At 59.7% G+C, this 18,135-nt stretch carries 17 protein-coding genes; 7 read left to right on the top strand and 10 right to left on the bottom strand.

Annotated features, from left to right (window positions below):
• Positions 1-74: 74 nt before the first annotated feature.
• Positions 75-1,418: a CDP-diacylglycerol--serine O-phosphatidyltransferase gene (gene pssA / locus DCO47_RS18435; protein ID WP_116658635.1), complete on the bottom strand. Its 1,344-nt coding sequence runs from the start codon at positions 1,416-1,418 to the stop codon at positions 75-77.
• Between the two features lie 180 nt (positions 1,419-1,598).
• On the opposite strand from pssA, the gene DCO47_RS18430 reads away from it, so the two are divergent.
• From DCO47_RS18430 to DCO47_RS18420, 3 genes are all read left to right on the top strand, one after another.
• Positions 1,599-2,162, top strand: coding sequence for a TetR/AcrR family transcriptional regulator (locus tag DCO47_RS18430; protein WP_116658634.1), 564 nt, complete (start codon positions 1,599-1,601; stop codon positions 2,160-2,162).
• 54 nt (positions 2,163-2,216) lie between these two features.
• Positions 2,217-2,696 (top strand): nuclear transport factor 2 family protein, encoded by a 480-nt coding sequence (locus DCO47_RS18425; RefSeq protein ID WP_041480390.1) that lies wholly within the window; start codon positions 2,217-2,219, stop codon positions 2,694-2,696.
• 266 nt (positions 2,697-2,962) lie between these two features.
• The gene (locus DCO47_RS18420) at positions 2,963-3,742 is read left to right on the top strand and encodes a TSUP family transporter (RefSeq protein ID WP_116658633.1); all 780 of its coding nucleotides are present in this window, start codon (positions 2,963-2,965) and stop codon (positions 3,740-3,742) included.
• Here the strand turns inward: DCO47_RS18420 and nudC are convergent.
• From nudC to DCO47_RS18400, 4 genes are all read right to left on the bottom strand, one after another.
• A complete protein-coding gene (nudC, locus tag DCO47_RS18415) occupies positions 3,710-4,540 on the bottom strand; it encodes an NAD(+) diphosphatase (protein ID WP_064362285.1) in 831 nt (276 codons plus the stop codon). The two genes, DCO47_RS18420 and nudC, sit on opposite strands and share 33 nt — an antisense overlap.
• 7 nt (positions 4,541-4,547) lie before the next feature.
• Positions 4,548-5,360: a crotonase/enoyl-CoA hydratase family protein gene (locus DCO47_RS18410; RefSeq protein WP_083352769.1), complete on the bottom strand. Its 813-nt coding sequence runs from the start codon at positions 5,358-5,360 to the stop codon at positions 4,548-4,550.
• A gap of 227 nt (positions 5,361-5,587) precedes the next feature.
• Positions 5,588-6,742 (bottom strand): PQQ-dependent sugar dehydrogenase, encoded by a 1,155-nt coding sequence (locus tag DCO47_RS18405; RefSeq protein ID WP_042609928.1) that lies wholly within the window; start codon positions 6,740-6,742, stop codon positions 5,588-5,590.
• 52 nt (positions 6,743-6,794) lie between these two features.
• Positions 6,795-7,115, bottom strand: coding sequence for a hypothetical protein (locus tag DCO47_RS18400; protein WP_116658632.1), 321 nt, complete (start codon positions 7,113-7,115; stop codon positions 6,795-6,797).
• 190 nt (positions 7,116-7,305) lie between these two features.
• Here DCO47_RS18400 and DCO47_RS18395 point away from each other — a divergent pair, with 190 nt between their 5' ends.
• Positions 7,306-8,172: a Ku protein gene (locus DCO47_RS18395; protein WP_064362283.1), complete on the top strand. Its 867-nt coding sequence runs from the start codon at positions 7,306-7,308 to the stop codon at positions 8,170-8,172.
• A 131-nt stretch (positions 8,173-8,303) separates the two neighbouring features.
• Here DCO47_RS18395 and lpxO read toward each other — a convergent pair whose 3' ends face one another.
• Positions 8,304-9,203, bottom strand: a complete 900-nt coding sequence (gene lpxO, locus DCO47_RS18390; protein ID WP_065617311.1) for a lipid A hydroxylase LpxO — start codon at positions 9,201-9,203, stop codon at positions 8,304-8,306.
• A gap of 311 nt (positions 9,204-9,514) precedes the next feature.
• On the opposite strand from lpxO, the gene DCO47_RS18385 reads away from it, so the two are divergent.
• Positions 9,515-9,949, top strand: a complete 435-nt coding sequence (locus DCO47_RS18385) for a short chain dehydrogenase (protein WP_116658631.1) — start codon at positions 9,515-9,517, stop codon at positions 9,947-9,949.
• A gap of 32 nt (positions 9,950-9,981) precedes the next feature.
• Here DCO47_RS18385 and DCO47_RS18380 read toward each other — a convergent pair whose 3' ends face one another.
• The 4 genes from DCO47_RS18380 to DCO47_RS18365 all read right to left on the bottom strand — a co-directional run bounded on the left by DCO47_RS18380 (position 9,982) and on the right by DCO47_RS18365 (position 14,590).
• Positions 9,982-10,926: a class I SAM-dependent methyltransferase gene (locus DCO47_RS18380; protein ID WP_116658630.1), complete on the bottom strand. Its 945-nt coding sequence runs from the start codon at positions 10,924-10,926 to the stop codon at positions 9,982-9,984.
• A gap of 14 nt (positions 10,927-10,940) precedes the next feature.
• A complete protein-coding gene (locus tag DCO47_RS18375) occupies positions 10,941-12,308 on the bottom strand; it encodes an iron-containing redox enzyme family protein (protein WP_052512496.1) in 1,368 nt (455 codons plus the stop codon).
• 110 nt (positions 12,309-12,418) lie between these two features.
• Positions 12,419-13,348 carry a ZIP family metal transporter gene (locus DCO47_RS18370; RefSeq protein ID WP_042609922.1) on the bottom strand — a complete coding sequence of 310 codons (930 nt, stop codon included), beginning with the start codon at positions 13,346-13,348 and terminating at the stop codon, positions 12,419-12,421.
• A 15-nt stretch (positions 13,349-13,363) separates the two neighbouring features.
• The gene (locus DCO47_RS18365; protein ID WP_116658636.1) at positions 13,364-14,590 is read right to left on the bottom strand and encodes a zinc-dependent alcohol dehydrogenase; all 1,227 of its coding nucleotides are present in this window, start codon (positions 14,588-14,590) and stop codon (positions 13,364-13,366) included.
• A gap of 374 nt (positions 14,591-14,964) precedes the next feature.
• Here DCO47_RS18365 and DCO47_RS18360 point away from each other — a divergent pair, with 374 nt between their 5' ends.
• Positions 14,965-16,551 (top strand): ABC-F family ATPase, encoded by a 1,587-nt coding sequence (locus tag DCO47_RS18360; RefSeq protein WP_016774693.1) that lies wholly within the window; start codon positions 14,965-14,967, stop codon positions 16,549-16,551.
• 305 nt (positions 16,552-16,856) lie between these two features.
• Positions 16,857-18,044 carry an MFS transporter gene (locus tag DCO47_RS18355; RefSeq protein ID WP_083352763.1) on the top strand — a complete coding sequence of 396 codons (1,188 nt, stop codon included), beginning with the start codon at positions 16,857-16,859 and terminating at the stop codon, positions 18,042-18,044.
• Positions 18,045-18,135 lie beyond the last annotated feature (91 nt).

Raw genomic sequence — 18,135 nt, 5'->3', positions numbered from 1 at the left:
AATTGGAATGCGTTCCCCTGTAGGAGTGAGCCTGCTCGCGATAGCGGTTTTCGCCACACTACAAATACCAAACCCTAGAGAATCCGATAGAGCAACCGCTCAATCCTCACCCGACTCACCCGCTTGAGAAACTTCGCCACCCCCGCCGGGTAATCCGGCAGTGTCTCCAGGGTCTGGAAGCTGTCGATCCGCGTGGTATGGCGGAAGATGTTCTCCAGCTCTTTCGCCCGGGGCTCCAGCCATTCGCCTTGCGGATCATCGATCAGCAGCGCGTTTTCCAGATCCAGACGGAACGCCCGCGGATTGAGGTTGTTGCCGGTCAGCAAGGTGTAGCGCTGATCGATCCACATGCCCTTGAGGTGATAAGTGTTGTCACCATCGCGCCACAAATGCAGGTTCAGCTGGCCGCTGTCGATGCTGTGCTGATGGCGTTTGGCGAAGCGGCGCAGGCTGATCTCGTACAGATACGGCAGCGCGGCGATCACCTTGAACGGCTCGCTTGGCGGAATGTAGAAGTCATTGGCGGTCTTGTCGCCGACCACGATATCGATCTTCACGCCGCGGGCCAGTGCACGGTTGATCTCGCGGATCACACCCAGCGGCAGGTTGAAGTACGGCGTGCAGATGGTCAGCTGCTTTTGTGCGCTGGCGATCAGCTCGAGGATCGCCCGGTTCAGCGGATTGTTCTTGCCGACGCCGAGCAGTGGGGTGACCGACAGCCCTTCTCTGCTGGTGCTGCCGGCGCCGGTGTCGTAGGTCGCGTACTTGAGGCGACTGCGCAGGTCGCCGATGTCGTTGCGCAGGCTGCGCGTGCTCGGCAGGTTCGGCAGGTCGAGGCGATGCACGGCTTTCGATTCGATCAGGCCATGCTTGACCAGATGTTGCATCGAATCCGCGAGCTCGCGACTGTGCAGCACGTGGTAACGGTCGAAGCGGTACTTGTCGAGTTTGTGCAGGTAGACATTGTTCAGGCTGGCGCCGCTGTAGACCACGTTGTCATCGATGACGAAGCCTTTGAGGTGCAGCACGCCGAACAGCTCGCGGGTCTGCACCGGCACGCCGTAGATCGGCACTTCGCTCTGATGCGTGCGGGTCATGTCCTGATACCAGGCGGCGTTGCCAGGCTGCTTGCCCGCGCCGATCAGACCGCGCTGGGCGCGCAACCAGTCAACCACGACGGCAATTTCCAGCTCGGGACGCTTGAGTTTGGCAGCGTGCAGGGCATCGAGGATTTCCTGGCCGGCTTCGTCCTGCTGCAAATACAGCGCGACGATGTAGATGCGCTGGGTCGCTGCGGCGATTTGCTCGAGCAGGCAGCGTCGGAATTCGGCAGCACTGGACAGAATGCTCACCGCCTCGGCGGTCAGCGCGAAGCTGCGCAGTTTGGGCAGCAGAGAACGTTTGAAAAGCAACGGCATAAGGCTCGCAAGGTTCGATTCCGAAGAGTTTGAGAGCTTACACCATCGTCTGCGCCGGGTCTTCTCAGTGTCGGTTGAAATGCGTTCCCCTGTGGGAGCGAGCCTGCCCGCGAAAGCGATTTCACAGACGCAACACATATCCGCTTGACCAAGGAGAACAACCGTTCTACTGTTCGCCACATGAACGAATCAATCAGCAGCGACACACGCGACATCATTCTGGATGTCACCGAAAAGTTGATCTACAAAAGTGGCATCGCTGCCACCAGCATGGATCTCCTGGTGAAAACCGCCGGCGTCTCCAGAAAAAGCATCTACCGTTACTTTGCCGACAAGGACGCGCTGGTAGTCGCGGCCCTTCAGCGACGCGACATACGCTGGATGAGCTGGTTCAGAAACGCTGTCGACCAAGCTGCAACCCCGGCCGATCGCCTGCTCAACCTGTTTACCGTGCTCAAGGGCTGGTTCGACTCGGATGGCTTTCGCGGCTGTGCCTTTATCAACACCAGCGGCGAAACCGGCGATCCCCAGGATCCGGTGCGGCTGGTGGCCAAAGAACACAAACAAAAGCTGCTCGACTACGTGTGCGAGCTGTGTACCGAATATGGCGCCGAGGATCCGCAACTGCTGGCCAGACAGTTGCTGGTTCTGATTGAAGGCGCCATTACCGTAGCGCTTGTGATGGGTGATCACAGTGCCGCCGATAATGCGCAATGCATGGCGCGAAAGTTATTGGGCCTGTAACGCTTAACAAGCCGGACTTGTTGTTCATACATTAAATGAATCAGGAGATTGAACATGTCGACTGCAGCCCAGGTACGTCCGCCATTGCCCCCGTTCAACCACGCTTCAGCCATCGAAAAAGTGCGCCTTGCCGAAGATGGCTGGAACACCCGCGATCCGGAAAAGGTTTCGCTCGCCTACACCCTCGATACCAAATGGCGCAATCGCGCCGAGTTCGCCAACAACCGCGAGGAGGCCAAGGCATTCCTCACCCGCAAGTGGGCGAAGGAGCTGGATTATCGCTTGATCAAAGAACTCTGGGCCTACTCCGATACCCGTATCGCCGTGCGTTATGCCTATGAATGGCACGATGATTCCGGCAACTGGTTCCGTTCGTACGGCAACGAAAACTGGGAGTTCGATGACAACGGCCTGATGTTCCAGCGCTACGCCTGCATCAATGACATGCCGATCAAGGAAAGCGAACGCAAATTCCACTGGCCGCTGGGCCGCCGGCCGGATGACCATCCGGGCCTGAGTGAACTCGGCCTCTAAAGCCTACCCCGATTCAATGTAGGAGTGAGCCTGCTCGCGATAGCGGTATGTCTGTGACGTCTTCACGTCTGACAAACCGCCATCGCGAGCAGGCTCACTCCTACAATGGTTTTGCGGTGAATATTGATTTTGAGTACGGCACCGCATCTGTTGGAGCGAGCCTGCTCGCGAATAGGCCCTGCGGCTCGTCGCAACAGTTGGATACAGGTAACATGACTGCCCTCCCCGCAGCTCACGTTCTGCGCCTTGCCGAATAAGCCGACTCCATGCCTTTCGAACTCAGCGTTGACCTCACCACTTTGGCCATTCTGGCTGCCGTTGCCTTCCTTGCCGGTTTCCTCGATGCCATCGCGGGTGGTGGCGGTCTGTTGACCACGCCGGCGCTGCTGACGGCGGGCCTGCCGCCGCATCTGGTGCTGGGCACCAACAAGCTGAGTTCGACCTTCGGCTCGGCAACTGCCAGCTTCACCTTCTACAGACGCAAACTGTTTCATCCGCGACAGTGGACCCACGCAATAGTCGGCACTCTGGTCGGCGCGCTCACGGGTGCGGTGGTTGCGCATTACCTGCCGGCCGAATGGCTGAACAAAATGCTGCCGGTGATCGTCTTCGCTTGTGGTGTGTATCTGTTGTTTGGTGGCACGCCGAAAGCGCCGCTGGACAGCGACGCACCAATCAAAAAGAAATGGCAGTCGACCCAGGGCTTCAGCCTCGGCTTCTACGATGGCGTGGCCGGTCCCGGCACGGGCGCGTTCTGGACAGTGAGCAGTCTGCTGCTGTACCCGATCGATCTGGTCAAGGCCAGCGGCGTAGCGCGGAGCATGAACTTTGTCAGCAACATCGCGGCGCTGTCGGTGTTCATTTTCTCCGGTCAGGTCGACTGGATCATCGGCTTGTGCATGGGCCTGTCGGTGATGGTCGGGGCCTTTTTTGGCGCACGCACGGCAATCAGCGGCGGCGCCAAATTCATTCGTCCGGTATTCATCACCGTGGTGCTTGGCCTGACCGTGCGCCTAGCCTGGCAGCACTGGTTCAGCGTGGCCTAAGCGCCGCGCCACGTAGACATCGATCAAGTAACGGGCTATCGAACGTGACGCCGGCAACGGCGGCAGTTCATGGACGTTGAACCACTGGGCGTCTTCGATCTCGTCTTCCTGACAGACGATCTCGCCACCGGCGTATTCGGCATGGAAGCCGAGCATCATCGAATGCGGGAACGGCCAGCACTGGCTGCCGATGTACTGGATGTTCTTCACTTCGATCTGCACTTCTTCGCGCACTTCACGAATCAGACAATCCTCAGCCGACTCCCCCGGCTCGGCGAAACCGGCCAAGGTGCTGTAAACCCCCGTGACGAAGCGCGGCGAGCGCGCCAAGAGGATTTCGTCGCCACGGGTGATCAGCACGATCATGCTCGGTGAAATGCGCGGATAGCTGCGCAGATCGCACGGCTGGCAATACATCGCCCGCTCGCGCGGCACCTGCGTCATCGGCTGGCCGCAGTTGCCGCAGAAGCGATGCTCGCGCGCCCAAGTGCCGATCTGCGCGGCATAACCGAGGACTTTGTACAGCGTGTGATCGCCCTCGAGCATGAACGCTCGCAGGCCTTTCCAGCCGCAACCCGGTACATCGCTGACACTGCGCAACTCCAGCAGATACACCGGTTCGCCGTCGAGATGACCAATGCCGTGCTCGGCAAGGACCGCAAGGTCCTGGCGCTTGAGCCATTCGCGCGGGAACAGCGCGCCGTTGTCATCGAACAGAAAGCCTTCCGGGCTGCGCGCCACGGCCCAGCCGCCGGGTTGATCGGTGTCGAGTACTGCAGTGGTCCAGCGAGAAATCATGGTTAACTCAATCCAGAAATTCGGGTTTCTGTTTGCTCATGTGGGCGGCCATCGCCACGCGCAGATCGGTGGATTGCAACATGGCGGCGTTCCAGGTGGCAACGTATTCGAGACCGTCGTCAATGCGATGGTCGCGCATGTAGCTGATCATTTCCTTGGTGCCGGTCACGGCAATCGGCGACTTGGCAGCGATGTCGCGGGCAATCTCGAACACGCCTTCGAGCAACGTGTCCTTGTCGCTGTAGACGCGATTGACCAGGCCCATGCTGCGCGCTTCCTCGGCGCCAAAGGTGCGACCGGTGTAAGCCAGTTCGCGCAGCATGCCGTCTCCGATGATTCGCGGCAACCGTTGCAACGTGCCGACGTCAGCGGCCATGCCGATATCGATTTCCTTGATCGAGAACTGCGCGTCCTCAGCCGCGTAACGCATATCGCAAGCGGCAATCAGATCGATCGCCCCACCCAGGCAGTAGCCCTGAATGGCGGCCAGCACCGGTTTGCGGCAATTGTCGACGGCGTTGAACGAAGCCTGCAGGTTGAGGATCTTGCGCCGCAGCAGGCGTGCATTGCGGCCCACGTCCTTGCCCAGTTCATTGGCCACGCCAGCCAGCATCATCAGGTCGATGCCGGAAGAAAAATGTTTGCCGTTGCCACTCAGCACCACCACACGCACTTCGTCGGTGTCGTCGATCCATTGGAAGATCTCGACGATCTCGCTCCAGAACGCCGCGTTCATCGCGTTGATCTTTTCCGGACGATTGATCTGCACATGGGCGATGTTATCGGCCAGTTCGACGCTGAAGGCGGAGTATTGAGTCATGGCAGTGATCCTTTACCGGGCTGGAAAATAAGGCCCGAACTATAACAAGGCAATGGGGTGGCGGTTCGGCCAAAGGCGGGACTGCCTGGCGCACTGATTCTGTAGGAGCTGCCGAAGGCTGCGATCTTTTGGGACGCAGAGCGTCCCGGGCTGCATTCCCACGCAGAGCGTGGGAACGATCAAGATCAAAAGATCGCAGCCTTCGGCAGCTCCTACACAGGTACGCCTCAGATCGAGGGTTTCAACCCCAGCCTGTACAACGAGCCATTCTCGTCATCTGTCAGCACATACAAATAGCCATCCGGTCCCTGGCGCACATCACGGATGCGCTGATTCAACTCACCCAGCAGACGCTCCTCATGCACGACCTTGTCGCCATCGAACTGCAGGCGAATCAGTTCCTGGGACACCAGTGCGCCAATAAACGCGTTGTGCTGCCAAGGCTTGAAGCGATCGGCATCGTAAAACGCCATGCCCGTAACACCGGGCGACTTCTCCCAGACGTGATGCGGCGCGACTGTTCCTTCTGCAGTTTTACCCTTCGCCTCGGGAATCGGCTGCATCGAGTAATTGATACCGTGGGTCGCCAACGGCCAGCCGTAGTTTTTACCGCGCTCGATGATGTTCACTTCATCGCCGCCACGGGGCCCGTGCTCGTTCTCCCACAACGTACCGGTCCACGGATTGAGCGCCGCGCCCTGAGGGTTGCGCAGCCCGTACGACCAGATTTCCGGCCGAACCCCGGATTGGCCAACGAACGGGTTATCGTCCGGCACCTTGCCGTCGGGGAAGATGCGTACGACCTTGCCCTGCAGCTTGTCGAGATCCTGCGCGGTCGGGCGATCATTGTTTTCACCCAGAGTGATAAACAGATACCCGTCGCGATCGAACACCAGGCGCGAACCGAAATGGTTGCTCACCGACAATTTCGGTTCCTGACGAAAGATCACGTTGAAGTCCTTCAAGGTCTTCAGGTCATCGGAAAGTCGTCCGCGCCCTACCGCGGTGCCGGCCTTGCCGCCCTCGCCACCGCCCTCTGCGTAGGACAGGTAGACCATGCGGTCCTGCTTGAAGTCCGGCGACAGCACCACATCGAGCAGACCGCCCTGCCCTTTGGCCCAGACTTGTGGCACGCCGCTGATCGGCTCCGACAATTTGCCGTCCTTGCTCACGACGCGCAGACGGCCCGGCCGTTCGGTGACCAGCATGCCTTTCTGATCAGGCAGGAACGCCAGCGCCCACGGATGTTCCAGGCCCTGGGCAATGGTGCTGACTTCAAGGATGCCCTGTTCGCTTTTCAGCTCTTTGGGCGCGGCGGCGAACGCCGGGGCACTGATCAGCGCGGCGGCGCAGCAGGTGGCTAGAAGGGTTTTACGCAACATGCACGATTCCTTATGTTCGTGTGAAGGGCTGACAGAACCTCAGTCCTGCCGGTCAACGGTTGCTGCCGGTGCCCCGTGAGGGCGGGTTGGGAATGAAGGTCGGCGGATTGCTCGGTACCGAGCGAATCGGCTGGCCGTTGCCGATGCCGCGATTTTCCACGGTCGGCTGACGCGGTACCGGAACGGTGTTCGGCCCGCGAAGGGGTGGAGCGCTGGGCTGGGTGCCCTGCATGCTGTTGGGATTGGCCCGGCGGATCGGGCTGTTGTAGGGATTGTTGCTATTGCCGGTGGGGCTTTGCGCCAGCACGACGTCGGCATGAACCAGACCGCCACTGAGGCCCAGGACGGCGATGCCAATCAGAAACCGGTTCATGAGAAATGCCTCTCGATGTGCGTGGACTAGAGCCTTGGAGCCCACGCTACGCCGTGGGTTCGGATTTGTTAACCCTTGCGCCTTAAACAACATGTAACACGGCTTGACCGTAACCCTGGCAGCCCGCGCAATCACTGGAAACTTTCTCGCCGCGCCACGGGTCACCTGATCATCACTCGGAGGACAGGTCATGGCTCGGGCAATCTGGAAAGGCGCAATCAGTTTTGGACTGGTACACATCCCCGTGGCGCTGGTTTCAGCGACGTCGTCCCAAGGCGTGGACTTCGACTGGCTCGACAGCCGCAGCATGGACCCGGTGGGCTATAAACGCATCAACAAGGTCACCGGCAAGGAAGTCACCAAGGAAAACATCGTCAAAGGCGTGGCTTACGAAAAGGGCCGGTACGTGGTGCTCAGCGAGGAAGAGATCCGTTCCGCGCACCCCGTTTCGACGCAGACCATCGACATCTTCTCGTTCGTCGACGCCGAGCAGATTCCGCTGCAGAACATCGACACGCCCTACTACCTGGCGCCGGACAAACGCGGCGGCAAGGTGTACGCGTTGCTGCGCGAAACCCTGAGCAAAACCAACAAGGTCGCCCTCGCCCGCGTCGTCCTGCACACCCGCCAATACCTGGCGGCGCTGATGCCGCTGGAGTCGGCGCTGGTTCTGGTCAAGCTGCGCTGGCCGCAGGAAGTACGCGGCCTCGATGAGCTGGCCCTGGGCAGCGAAGTGACCAAACCGCAACTGGCCAAGGGTGAGCTGGACATGGCCAAACGTCTGGTTGAAGACATGACCGCGGAGTGGACACCGGAGGATTACAAGGACGAGTTCGAAGACAAGATCATGGCGCTGGTCGAGAAGAAAGCCCACGAAGGCAAGATCGAGGATGTCGAGACCGCCACTGGCGAAGAAGAGCGCAAGACGGCCGATGTTATCGACCTGACCGAGCTGCTTAAACGCAGTCTTGGTGGCAAGGCCCCGGCCAAGCCGAAGGCCAAATCAACCAGCAAGGCGGCGCCGGCGAAGAAGACTCGGAAGGCGTCTGGGGAATAATCGGTGAATCAGGAAGAAGTGATTTGAATGTCAGGGCCAATCGCGAGCAGGCTCACTCCTACAGTTTGGATTGCGTTCCCGTGTAGGAGTGAGCCTGCTCGCGATAGCGCCAGTCAAGACACCGCTAATCTTCAGATCAGAATAAAGATCGCCAGCAACGCCGCAAAAATCGCCCACTTCTCCAGGTAATACCGCGTGCGATTGCGCTTCTTCAGCTCTTTGCCGCGCAAGCGGATCTTGTAGATTTTGGTAAACAAGCGGTTGATGCCACCGGTCTTGTCCCCCGCATCATTCGGCGCGCCCGCCGCCGACATCACCGTGCGGCTGAACCAGCGATTGAACGCAGCGGCCCAGCGGTATTTCAACGGACGCTCGATATCACAGAACAGAATGATACGGTTCTGATCCGTGGTGTTTTCTGCGTAATGGATAAACGTTTCGTCGAACATCACCGCTTCACCATCGCGCCAGTGATAGTTCTCACCGTCGACGTTGATGTAGCAGCCAGGATCGTTCGGCGTATCCAGCCCCAGGTGATAGCGATAGGAACCCGCATACGGATCGCGATGGCGCACCAGCTTGGAGCCCGGCGGCAGCTCGGCAAACATGGCCGCCTTGATCGAGCCGATGCTTTGCACCAGTTCGGTGGTGCGCGGGCACAGCTTCATTGCCGATGGGTGACTGTCGCCGTACCACTTCAGATAAAAGCGCTTCCAGCCAGTCTTGAAGAAGGAGTTGAAGCCAACATCGTCATACTGGTTCGAGCGCTTGATCTCGCCTGCACGCAGCAGGTTCTGGCCTTCCTCGCGAATCTCTTGCCAATGGGCCTGCAACGGGCTCAGATCGGGAAAATCCGCCGGGTTCAGATACGGCTTGTTCGGCATTTTCGAAAAGAGGTACAGGAAGCAGTTGATCGGCGCGAGAAACGTCGAGTGGTCACTCAATTGACGGCCCAGCTTGTGGCGCACGCGTCCACGCAGGTGAACGTAAGCAATGGAGATGACATAAACAGCGGCAATGATGAGTTTCACGGAAAAGGGTCACACGTCAAAAGTGAACAAACTGCGCGCGTGGCGGCCTGGGGCCCAGCGTCTTATGCAGCGGTCTTGATGCACAGGGCGCGTCCTTGGCCCGCGCCGTTTCCGGGCGCTCGGTGAAAGGGTGGCATTTTAGCCACACTTTGTAACCGATAGTGAATCCTCAACTGTGAAAAACTGTCTTGCCCTACTTTTGGGTAATGCCGGCGCGACTGCAAAAGCGGGCGAAACGGCCGTTGCTCATTTCGATGGAACCACGCTTCGCGCGCGCTCCTCTATCGCTTACCAATAATGGAGGAACCCCCATGATCGCCCCAGAAACCGGTATGAAACCAGGTCAGCGCTATCGCATTGAGAGCGTCGAGCGCGCGCCGCAATTCTCTGGCTTTTTTCTCGATGGAAAGTATTACCTGGGACCTGAATTGCAGACCGCCGTTGGCTGGCTTGAAGGACAGACGTTCTTCTACGACCAGCTCGACCCGACCGGTGAGCCGGTGTATCCGGACAGGATTGCCGGCACGATCGAGGGGCTGACGTTGGTAATGCCGGACGGCTTACGCCTGGAAATCGAAGAAACGCCCTATCTGGCAGAAGCTGCTGCGCCGGTGCGCACATCCCTCGCCGGGCGTGTCGAGCGAATTTCGCGGCAGCCAATTCGCCCTTCTCCGCTGCTGGTAGCCGGGGCTGCGATGCTGGTAGGGGTTTGCCTGCTGACACTCTCACGCATCAGAAATCGATAAGGCCACCGCGCGAGCAGTGGCCCCTCTGTCGGTCACTGCTCGCGGGTTACCGTCAGCGCGACCACGGCGATGCGCTCGGCGCGCTCATATTCAGGCTTGAGCAATTCCTCGCTGAACACATCCGGATCGAGCTCGCGATAAGTCCAGCCGAAACGCTCGCCCTTGAGCAGCGGCGCAACCGCCTCGCGGAACGGATCCTTACCGGCAACAATCGCCACGCCGGTATAGACCAGCAACGTGCCGCCGACTTCCAGACGCGGCAACGCCTCGCGCACGATGCGCACCGACAAACCCTCCCCCAGCGCCCCGCCGCCGTGACGATAGGCGCGCTGTTGCTGATCGTTCATATATGGCGGATTGGCGATGATCAAGTCGAACTGGCCTTCGACGCTGGCGAGCAGATCGCTGTGATACACCGACACGTTGCTGGCCCCGGCCAGCTCGGCGTTGACCGCACTCAGGCGCAGCGCCTGCGGGTTGATGTCGACCGCCACCACTTGGGCATCCGGACGCGCCTTGGCGATGAGCACCGCCCCGGCGCCACTGCCGCAGCCGATATCCACTGCGCGCCTGATCGGCGAAAACCGTTGCTGCAATTGCGCTTCGATGGCCTGGGCGAAGCGATACGTGTCCGGGCCGAAGAAGACCGCATCGCTCGCCGTCGTCGGAAACGCCGAGTGGGCAAATAACCGGTCATTGAGCGTCGACCAGCGCACCTGGCTGCGCCATACGGCGCCATCGCGTGCGACTACGCCTGACTGCTCCAGGCTTGCCAGTTCGTCTGCCTTGAATAGCTCGGCAGGAAACGGCATGGACCAGCCGAACACGTCGCGCAGATCCTTCGCCAGCGGTGTGGCGAAACGCTGCAGAAAACGTTCGTGGGTCAACGGCGTTGGGGTGATGAACTGATAACCGCTGTCGAGCAGGCGCTTGCCCAACTCGAACAGCGCTCTGTCCGATGTTTCTTGTGCCGACATGAAAGCTCCTTGTTTCAACGCAAGCGGGCGCGCAGTTGCATGAAGCGACGCGTCGCGAAAAGTCCGGCTGGACGCCAATGCCGCTGGGGTTGCAGCCACGGCAGCAAAATCTCCATTTGCTCGGTGGAAGGCTTGTCGGCCAGCGCGGCTTCGAGGTTGAGCAGATCGGCATCGTCGTCAAAGGTTTCTTCGACGGCGGCTTCGCGGCGCACGTAAGGCCGAGGCCGGGACGCCGGGCAATCCTCAGTGATCCAGTCGCGCATCAGTTGTTTTTCATAGCCGTTGAACACACCGAACATCGCCGCATCGCTGCCGTCGATCAAACGCCAGAAGCGACTTTCTTCCACCGCCTCGCCACGTTTGATCCAGCTCTTGCGCTCCAGCGCCGCGAGGAATTCGCCCATTTGCCCCGGCGTCGCCAGCCACTGGTTGATGGTGCGGTTTTCGATCCGGCAGTAATCAGAGTGCATGTGCCGACCGAACACCGCCTTGCGCTCGAGCATGGCAATGACTTCATGCTGCAAATCAAATTCCTTGATAACTGCGGTGGTGCCCTTGCCGACATCGTTGAGGCGATAACCGATCGCCATGCGCCGGTAGAACTCGTCGCGCTCTTCGCCCAGCGGCATCAGCTCGAGCATCGATTGCACAGCCTTGCGCGCATGGCCGGTGCTGGCGTTGTCGATGGTCACATGCAGGCGGAAATAATGCGGGTCGATGCCCAGCTCTGCCAGCTCATACGCAGTGATCAACAAGTGCAGCGGCAGTTGTTCATAGCCGAGGTTGAAGCCGATGACTTCCGGCAGGAACTGCGCGCCGAAGCGCCCCAGCGCCAGTTGCACCGCGCCCTGCAAGAAATACTCGTCGGCAAGGCCACTCAGATCCGAGCAATCATGTTCGGCGAGCAGTTTGCGATAGATCACCACATGGTTCTGCCGTGGCACGCCCTCGCCCAGTTCTTCCAGATAGGTGTCGAGCAAATCGTCGAAACGCGGATCCTGCCACTGCGGCAGCAGCCCGGCCAGCCAGGCGCCATCGACCTCTTTGGTCGGTGCTACATGCAGAATGAAGTACAAGGCGTGGGATTTGTTGCGGAAATAGCGGCGTGGCGCGCCCTGCTGCCGTTGTTCGAGGTAATCCGCGTATTCGCCAGCCACTTTGGCGCAACGGGTTTCCGACCATTGCAGCAACTCTTCAGCGTTGCCCGGCAAGTCGTCAGGCAGTGCAGCCGCCGTGCTCAATTGTCGACGCAGAAAGTCCAGCGCCGCGCGATCGGCCGTGGAGTCTTCTGCCAACAATCGGTCGTAGAGCCGGCGCTCGGTATCCGCCGGCCTGGATGTTTTACCCGAAGACTTCCTGGTCGGGATTTCGATCAGCGACATGACTCATTCCCCTGCGTTATTGGCATTGCCTATAAACGAAAGAGTGATTGGCGCTGAAAAAAATTCCTTTTTTGTGCGCGACGATTCGCTCAGCGGTTTGCGCGGCTTCTCTACCCCAAGGCGGTGTCGAGAAACATCATCACGCCAAAGCCGAGCATCAGCCCGAGCGTTGCAGGGGTTTCATGGCCGTTGCGGTGAGTTTCCGGGATCACTTCATGGGAAACCACGAAGATCATCGCGCCCGCTGCCAGGCCCATCGCCACCGGAAAGCCCAAGGCGAAACTGTTGGTGATGCCCAAACCGATAATCGCGCCCAACGGTTCCATCAATCCGGAAGCGGCGGCAATCAACGCCGCGCGTCCGGCCGAAATCCCGGTGACCCGCAGCGCCAACGCCACCGCCAGGCCTTCGGGAATATCCTGAATGGCGATGGCAGTGGTCAGCGGCAGGCCGATTTTCATGTCGCCAGTGGCGAAACTGACACCGATCGCCATGCCTTCGGGCAAGTTGTGCAGGGTGATCGCCAGAACAAACAACCAGACCCGATTGAAGCGCTTCGCCTCAGGGCCGCGCCGCCCGCTCTTTTCATGTTCGTGCGGGACGAAGCGGTCGAGGCCGACCATCAATGCAACGCCCAACGCCATGCCGGCTACCACGACGGCGGCGGCGAGCATGGGACTGCTTACCGCCTCCTTCGCCGCCGCGATCCCCGGCAAAATCAGTGAAAAGGAACTGGCAGCCAACATCATCCCTGCCGCGAAACCGAGCATGGTGTCTTGGGTTCGCGAAGTAATCGCGCGCAACGCCAGGGCCAGCAATGCACCGACTGCCGTAGCGGCGAAACCCGACAGCCCGCCAAGGCTCGCGAGGCGCAAGGTGTCGCGGCCTGTGCTGACCAGACCGGTGTAGCCGCTGATCAGCAGCAGCACGGTTACCCCGACCAGGGTCAGCCAGAAAATGCGCCCTCCCCAGCCCGTGCGCGACAGGTTCACGAACCATGCTCGCACGGGAGCTGCGAACGAAGATGACGGTAGCGCCATGAAAACTCCTCAGTTTCAAGTAGCCGGTACGAACGGCGTGGTTTCATCCAGCTGCGCCAAAGGAACATCGCTGCCACCCGGGGTCAGAATCACCTTGCGGCATTCTTCCTGCTTTTTATTGAAGATCTTGTAACCCTCGGCCGCCTGTTCCAGCGACAGCCTGTGGGTGATGATCGCTTCGGGCTGCAACTTGCCGGTTTCGATGTAGCCGAGCAGCTCCGGCAGAAAGCGCTGTACGTGAGTCTGGCCCATTTTGAAGGTCAGGCCCTTGTCGAAGGCGTCGCCGAACATGAAGCCGTGGATGAACCCGGCATATACCCCCGGAACGCTGACCACACCGCCACGCCGCACGGCTGCAATGCACTGGCGCAAGGCCTTGCCGCTGCTGCCTTCGAGCTTGAGTGTAGCCATCACGGTTTCGGTGGTGCTGCCTTTGGCCTCAAGGCCGACGGCATCGACCACCGCATCGACACCGCGATGCCCCGCAGTCTGGCTGATGATGGTGTCGGCCGGGTCGTCGTCCTCATCGAAGTTGATCGGAATCACGCCGTAGGTGCGCTGGGCATAATCGAGGCGGTACTGGTGGTGATCGACCATGAAGATCTGTTCCGCACCAAGCATTCTGGCGCAGGCTGCGGTCAGCAAACCGACCGGCCCGGCACCGTAGATCGCCAGGCTCGAACCCTGGCCGACGCCGGCGTTGATCACCGCTTGCCAGGCAGTCGGCAGGATGTCGGAGAGGAACAGCACTTTTTCGTCCGACAGCGTGCCCGGCACCTTGAACGGCCCGGTGTTGGCTTTCGGTACGCGCACCAGTTCCGCCTGGCCGCCGGGGATCCCGCCATACAAACGGCTGTAGCCGAACAGCGCGGCCGGTGGCGGAATCATTTTCTTGTTCAGCGCCGCGCCGGGGCCTTCATTGGTCGTCTCGCAAGCGGCATAGAGCTCTTGCTGGCAGAAAAAACAATCGCCACAGGCGATCACGAAAGGAATCACTACACGGTCGCCGCGCTGCACTGCTGTGACCGCGGAGCCGGTTTCTTCGACGATGCCCATGAACTCATGGCCGAAGATATCGCCATGTTCGACGGTGGGTATTTTGCCTCGGTACAGGTGCAGGTCCGACCCGCAGATGGCGGTCGCGGTGACGCGCAGGATGATGTCGTCCGCGGCTTCAAGTTTCGGGTCCGGTACGGTTTCGACGCGCACATCATGAGCGCCGTGATAGGTCATTGCTCGCATGGCTTGGTCCTCACTCGATTGAACGAAAAAGCTGCTGCTCCACTTTCCGAAGTGAAAATGGTCGAGTGAGTTCATTCGGGTTTTCGAGATTTTGATCAGCGGATATTCCGCGTCCGCCTGACGAGCCGACACAGATGCCAGTTTGCCTGCCATATAACTGCCGTCTGAGTTATGCGACAATGCGCGCCAATGTCCAACAAGAACCCCGTACTCGTCGCTCAGCAGCTTGCCTTCACAGGCCCCAGTTGCGGACGGCTTATGCGCGTTGGCTCAACTCAAGCACAGACTGGGGGGAGCTGGAAAAGCTCCAGATTGGTACTCAATTTTGTACCAGGCACCACAGACCAGCTCTAACCCATTGATAGGTAAGGTAATTGATCTCCACAGCTAACATCACGATGCAGTTTGGCGCCAAGCCGCTGTTCGAAAACGTTTCGGTCAAATTCGGCGCAGGCAATCGCTACGGCCTGATCGGTGCCAACGGTTGCGGCAAGTCGACCTTCATGAAAATCCTCGGCGGCGATCTCGATCCGTCCGGTGGCCAGGTCATGCTCGAGCCGAACGTGCGTCTGGGTAAGCTGCGCCAGGATCAGTTCGCCTACGAAGAATTCACCGTGATCGACACCGTGATCATGGGTCACGAAGAGCTGTGGAAGGTCAAGGCCGAGCGCGATCGCATCTACTCGCTCGCAGAAATGTCCGAAGAAGACGGCATGGCCGTTGCCGAGCTGGAAACCGAGTTCGCCGAGATGGACGGCTACACCGCCGAATCCCGCGCCGGCGAACTGTTGCTGGGTCTGGGTATTCCGCTGGAACAGCATTTCGGCCCGATGAGCGAAGTCTCCCCAGGCTGGAAACTGCGCGTATTGCTGGCGCAGGCGCTGTTCTCCGATCCGGAAGTGCTGTTGCTCGACGAACCGACCAACCACCTGGACATCAACACTATTCGCTGGCTGGAAAACATCCTGACCCAGCGCAACAGCCTGATGATCATCATCTCCCACGACCGTCACTTCCTGAACAGCGTGTGCACGCATATGGCTGACCTGGATTACGGCGAGCTGCGCCTGTTCCCGGGCAACTACGACGAGTACATGACCGTGGCGACCCAGTCCCGCGAGCAGTTGCTGTCGGACAACGCCAAGAAGAAAGCGCAGATTTCCGAACTGCAATCGTTCGTCAGCCGCTTCTCGGCCAACGCCTCGAAAGCCAAGCAGGCCACTTCCCGCGCCAAGGCGATCGACAAGATCCAGCTGGCCGAGGTCAAGCCTTCCAGCCGTGTCAGCCCGTTCATTCGTTTCGAACAGAACAAGAAGCTGCACCGTCAGGCGGTCATGGTCGAGAAAATGGCCAAGGGTTTCGATGGCAAGCCACTGTTCAAGGACTTCAGCTTCCAGGTTGAAGCCGGCGAGCGCGTTGCGATCATCGGCCCGAACGGTATCGGCAAGACCACCCTGCTGCGCACCCTGGTCAACGAACTGACCCCGGATGCCGGTAGCGTGAAATGGACCGACGCCGCTGAGCTGGGCTACTACGCTCAGGATCACGCTCACGACTTCGAAGACGACGTCACGCTGTTTGACTGGATGGGGCAGTGGACTCAGGGCGAGCAGATGATTCGCGGTACTTTGGGCCGCATGCTGTTCTCCAACGACGAGATTCTCAAATCGGTCAAGGTCATCTCCGGTGGTGAGCAGGGTCGCATGCTGTTCGGCAAGCTGATCCTGCAAAAGCCGAACGTGCTGATCATGGACGAACCGACCAACCACCTGGACATGGAATCGATCGAAGCGCTGAATCTGGCGCTGGAAAACTACCCGGGCACGCTGATTTTCGTCAGCCACGACCGTGAGTTCGTATCGTCCCTGGCCACCCGCATCATCGAGCTGAGCCCGAACGGCGTGACCGACTTCAGCGGCACCTATGACGATTACCTGCGTAGCCAGGGTGTTGTGTTTTAACGGCAGCTGCGAGTTTCAAGCGGCAAGCTGCAAGTAAAAGCCCTGTCCATGTGACAGGGCTTTTTTTATGTGATCAAAATATTTTCGCCGGTGCTGACTCCATCGCGAGCAGGCTCACTCCTACATTTGGAATGCATTCCCCTGTAGGAGTGAGCCTGCTCGCGATGAGGTAATCAGCCGCGCCATCAATCCCTGCAGGAGCTGCCGAAGGCTGCGATGTTTTGATCGTTAGCCTGCTTTCTTTTATCCCAACCCCGCGCCATGATGTCGGCAACTCTCCCACCGCCGCCCGCGAACGAGTGCTCATGTCTGCGCAGCCACTGCCACCGCAAAGCTCCCTGGCGATCACCCTGCAGATCGTCTCCATCGTTTTCTACACCTTCATTGCCTTTCTCTGCATCGGCTTGCCGATCGCGGTACTGCCAGGTTATGTCCACGAGCAACTGGGTTTCAGCGCGATCATTGCCGGCCTGGTGATCGGCTCGCAGTACCTGGCCACCCTGCTCAGCCGGCCGATGGCCGGGCGCATGTCGGACACACTCGGCACCAAGCGGGCGATCATTTATGGCTTGTGGGGGATTGTCCTCAGTGGCGCGCTGACGTTGCTGTCGACCTTGCTGCAGAGTTTTCCGCTGACCAGCCTGTTGATCCTGATCGCCGGGCGCCTGCTGCTGGGTATCGCTCAAGGCTTGATCGGTGTCGGCACGATCAGTTGGTGCATGGGCCAGGTCGGTGTCGAGCACACAGCCAAATCCATCGGCTGGAACGGCATCGCTTCCTATGGCGCGATTGCCATTGGCGCGCCGCTGGGCGTGGTGATGGTTGCTGAATATGGCTTTGTCAGCCTGGGTATCGCGCTGTCGGCGTTGGCCGCGGGTGCGTTGTGGTTGATCCGCAACAAGCCTTCGGTGCCGGTGATTCGTGGTGAGCGTCTGTCGTTCTGGGCCGTGTTCGGCAAGATTGCGCCGTACGGCACCAGCCTGACCCTCGCGTCGATCGGCTACGGCACGCTGACCACCTTCATCACCCTTTATTACCTCAACCGCGGCTGGACTGGCGCGGCGTACTGCCTGACGGTGTTCGGCGTGTGTTTCATTTTGTCGCGACTGTTATTCATCTCCGCGATCGCCCGGTTTGGCGGGTTCGCCTCGGCCATCGTCTGCATGACAGTGGAAACCGTCGGGCTGGTGATGTTGTGGCTGGCGCCCTCCACTGCCTACGCATTGATCGGCGCCGGGCTGGCGGGGTTCGGGCTGTCATTGGTCTACCCGGCGCTGGGCGTTGAAGCGATCAAGCAGGTGCCGAGTTCCAGTCGTGGTTCGGGACTCGGAGCTTATGCGGTGTTTTTCGATCTGGCCCTGGCGATCGCCGGGCCACTGATGGGCGCGGTGGCATTGAATCTGGGCTATTCGTGGATTTTCTTCAGCGCGGCGCTGTTGTCGGTGACCGGGTTGGGCCTGACCCTGCTCCTCAAGCGCCGCACGACCTCATGAAACACCGAACCCCTTGTAGGAGCTGACGAGTGCAACGAGGCTGCGATCTTTTGATTTTGCTTTGAAGATCAAGAGATCGCAGCCTCGTTGC

Origin of the sequence: Pseudomonas sp. NDM (assembly GCF_003105095.1) — a bacterium.
Classification (GTDB): Bacteria; Pseudomonadota; Gammaproteobacteria; order Pseudomonadales; family Pseudomonadaceae; genus Aquipseudomonas; species Aquipseudomonas moraviensis_A.
Note: the sequence above shows the minus strand (reverse complement) of the source record. Positions and strands in the feature narration are given on the sequence as shown.

Bases quoted from the DNA above. Each gene is read 5' to 3' on its own strand.
- pssA (WP_116658635.1), bottom strand. From the start codon at position 1,418: ATGCCGTTGCTTTTCAAACGTTCTCTGCTGCCCAAACTGCGCAGCTTC.
- DCO47_RS18430 (WP_116658634.1), top strand. From the start codon at position 1,599: ATGAACGAATCAATCAGCAGCGACACACGCGACATCATTCTGGATGTC.
- DCO47_RS18425 (WP_041480390.1), top strand. From the start codon at position 2,217: ATGTCGACTGCAGCCCAGGTACGTCCGCCATTGCCCCCGTTCAACCAC.
- DCO47_RS18420 (WP_116658633.1), top strand. From the start codon at position 2,963: ATGCCTTTCGAACTCAGCGTTGACCTCACCACTTTGGCCATTCTGGCT.
- nudC (WP_064362285.1), bottom strand. From the start codon at position 4,540: ATGATTTCTCGCTGGACCACTGCAGTACTCGACACCGATCAACCCGGC.
- DCO47_RS18410 (WP_083352769.1), bottom strand. From the start codon at position 5,360: ATGACTCAATACTCCGCCTTCAGCGTCGAACTGGCCGATAACATCGCC.
- DCO47_RS18405 (WP_042609928.1), bottom strand. From the start codon at position 6,742: ATGTTGCGTAAAACCCTTCTAGCCACCTGCTGCGCCGCCGCGCTGATC.
- DCO47_RS18400 (WP_116658632.1), bottom strand. From the start codon at position 7,115: ATGAACCGGTTTCTGATTGGCATCGCCGTCCTGGGCCTCAGTGGCGGT.
- DCO47_RS18395 (WP_064362283.1), top strand. From the start codon at position 7,306: ATGGCTCGGGCAATCTGGAAAGGCGCAATCAGTTTTGGACTGGTACAC.
- DCO47_RS18385 (WP_116658631.1), top strand. From the start codon at position 9,515: ATGATCGCCCCAGAAACCGGTATGAAACCAGGTCAGCGCTATCGCATT.
- DCO47_RS18380 (WP_116658630.1), bottom strand. From the start codon at position 10,926: ATGTCGGCACAAGAAACATCGGACAGAGCGCTGTTCGAGTTGGGCAAG.
- DCO47_RS18375 (WP_052512496.1), bottom strand. From the start codon at position 12,308: ATGTCGCTGATCGAAATCCCGACCAGGAAGTCTTCGGGTAAAACATCC.
- DCO47_RS18370 (WP_042609922.1), bottom strand. From the start codon at position 13,348: ATGGCGCTACCGTCATCTTCGTTCGCAGCTCCCGTGCGAGCATGGTTC.
- DCO47_RS18365 (WP_116658636.1), bottom strand. From the start codon at position 14,590: ATGCGAGCAATGACCTATCACGGCGCTCATGATGTGCGCGTCGAAACC.
- DCO47_RS18355 (WP_083352763.1), top strand. From the start codon at position 16,857: ATGTCTGCGCAGCCACTGCCACCGCAAAGCTCCCTGGCGATCACCCTG.